This is a genomic window from Lacrimispora amygdalina (assembly GCF_003432035.1).
Lineage (GTDB): Bacteria > Bacillota > Clostridia > Lachnospirales > Lachnospiraceae > Lacrimispora > Lacrimispora amygdalina.
Map to the genome: position 1 here is coordinate 1 of NZ_QOHO01000130.1, position 1,720 is coordinate 1,720.

Sequence of the window (1,720 nt, forward strand, 5' to 3'; positions counted from 1 at the left end):
CCTTACCCACCTCATCGCCTTATCAAGTTTCTGTTCGTAGGCTCAAGAACTTTGCTATGCGCTTCCTTCATCTATGCCATTACTGACACCAACTTGCGCTCCGCTACACTTGGCGGTAAATACCCGTGGTCAGACTTTCACTGACTAGATTAGTGCCATGCTTGGCACACTCATAAAAGCAGGCAAAAATTCTGATGTGACCCCTATAAGTTAGACTTTATAGCGTAGTAGTTTTATCTGCTACGCTATATCTTTATGCAGCTAAGAGGTTAAGTCTATATTCTACTGGACTCATCCATCCTAGTTTTTCTTTAATTCTTTGCTCGTTGTAATATTTTATATATTTCTCAATAGATATCTTAAGTTCTTCATAACTATAATAGGTCTCTCCATAGTACATTTCCTGTTTCATAATACCAAAGAAGTTTTCCATTACAGAGTTGTCATGACAATTCCCTTTTCTAGACATACTTTGAAAAATCCTTTTTTCTTTTAGTGCATGAACATAAGCCTTCATCTGATAAGCCCAGCCTTGATCTGAGTGGAATGTACGTCTGTATTTACAATCACTTGTGATTTCTATAGCTGCATTTAAGGCTTTCATTATGTTTTCAGCAGATGGGCATTGTGATATGCCATAACTAATTATTTCTCTATTACATAGATCCATAAACGGATCTAGATAGAGCTTTTTAATTATCATTCTTCCTTTATCATCTATTTCATAATACTTAAACTCAGATGTGTCTGTTGTAATCTTCTGATGTGGAATATGAGTCTCAAACCTTCTGTGGATTCTGTTAGGTGCCGTCTTCCCAACTTTGCCTTTATAAGAGCTATACTTACGACTTTTCCTGGTAAATGAAGTGACTTGAATACCAAGCTTCTGAACAATTCGTTGAACACATTTCTTGTTTACAATAAGACCTTGCTTTCTTAGTTCTCCATAGATTCGACGATAGCCAAAATCTTTGTTTTTCTTTCTGATATTAAGAATTTTTTGTTCAAGTTTCTCGTTTGGATTTTCTCTATCAAAAAGTTTTCTCCAATACATATATGTCGCTTTTGGAAATCCTGTAACTGCGAGAATATCTTTTAGTTTGAAGTCTCCTCGGAGGCTGTGGATGATTCTCGCTGTTTTTTCAGAAGAGCTTCCTCCTCTAAACGCAGCCTCCTCAGTTCTTTTAAATAGGCGTTCTCGATTCTTAATTTAAGATTTTCATCTTCAAGTTGTTTCAGATATTCTAAATCGCTGTTTTGCTTATCATTCAATAATGGAGATTTATCTTTTGCTTTATTCAATTTCTTTTTCCGTCCTTTACTCTTTAATTTCAAAGCATCAGGACCAGCAATTCTATGATCGTTTACCCACCTGGCAATTAGAGGTGGATTATTTATCCCTACAGATAAAGCTAACTCCTGATATGAAACTTCTGTTGTTAAATATAACTCTACTACATGAAGCTTAAATTCGAAAGAGTAACTTTCATTTTTTCTTGATCGCATCAAACCATCTTTTCCAAACGCTTTATATGCAAATACCCATTTTTCAATATCTCTTTTTGAAGGTACTCCATATTTTTTTGAAAGATATCTATAACCGCCTTCTCCTTCTAAATATGCTTGAACAACTTGTAACTTAAATTCATAACTGTATTTTGCCATAAAAAATGACCTCCCATAAGTTAGATTTTTGGTCTAACTTATGGGGGTCAGTTCA

At 34.9% G+C, this 1,720-nt stretch carries 1 protein-coding gene; it reads right to left on the reverse strand.

What is annotated here, in order from left to right:
* Nucleotides 1-253: 253 nt before the first annotated feature.
* Nucleotides 254-1,665 (reverse strand): IS3 family transposase gene (locus DS742_RS27890; protein WP_242996885.1). Its coding sequence is split into 2 segments (ribosomal slippage): nucleotides 254-1,188 and nucleotides 1,188-1,665, totalling 1,413 coding nucleotides; the frame shifts between segments, so codons are not numbered across the junction.
* Between the last annotated feature and the right edge of the window lie 55 nt (nucleotides 1,666-1,720).